The 647-nt window shown below is 66.9% G+C and carries 1 pseudogene; it reads right to left on the reverse strand.

Annotated features, from left to right (window positions below):
• Positions 1–531, reverse strand: a pseudogene (locus tag ACY45C_RS12665) (hypothetical protein); the annotation flags it as partial.
• Positions 532–647 lie beyond the last annotated feature (116 nt).

The following is a 647-nucleotide window of genomic DNA, read 5'->3' on the forward strand; positions in this document are numbered from 1 at the left end:
GAGATGGTTCGCGAGTCTGATGCTCTCGACCGCGATCCCGGTAGTCCTCAGCGAGGAGACAGCACCGAGAACCGCTTCCCACACCGTCCTGTCCTCAGAGCCATGGTGCGTGATGGGTGGCAGCCCTTTGTGGAGCTGGCTGATAACCATCAGATCCGCTGGCATCATGGTCTCGCGGTCTTCAAGATCGAGAAGGTTGTGGATGCTGGTGCCGTAGACCTCGGCGAGCAAGGCCAAAAGCTGGGGCGTAGGCCGGCGCCGGAGTGGAACCGGCCAGTTCTCCAGTTCGCTGAGCCAGGGCGCGGTGCGCGTGGCGGCGCCGTCGGGGTCGAGGCCGATGCGGGCGGCGTGAGCGTTGATGTGATCAACCGCTTGCTGCTGGGTCCAACCATGGGCGACCCGGTGAGCGGCGCGGGGACGGTACTTGTAACGGCGGGCGAACTCGATCGCGATCTCGTCGTGGGACATGCCGACCGCGCGCATCCGCGCTCGCAGCTCGTCCTGCTCCGCCCGCTGGCTCGGCCTACTCACGGTGCGTCCTCTCCGGGCCTGCTCGCCGGACCGCCGTCGGTCCGCCATTTCGGGAGCGTGCAGATCATCGCCAGAGTAATGGGTCCGCCACTGTCGGGCCGGGGCCAACGGCCGAA

It is taken from the genome of Frankia sp. CcWB2 (assembly GCF_977927585.1).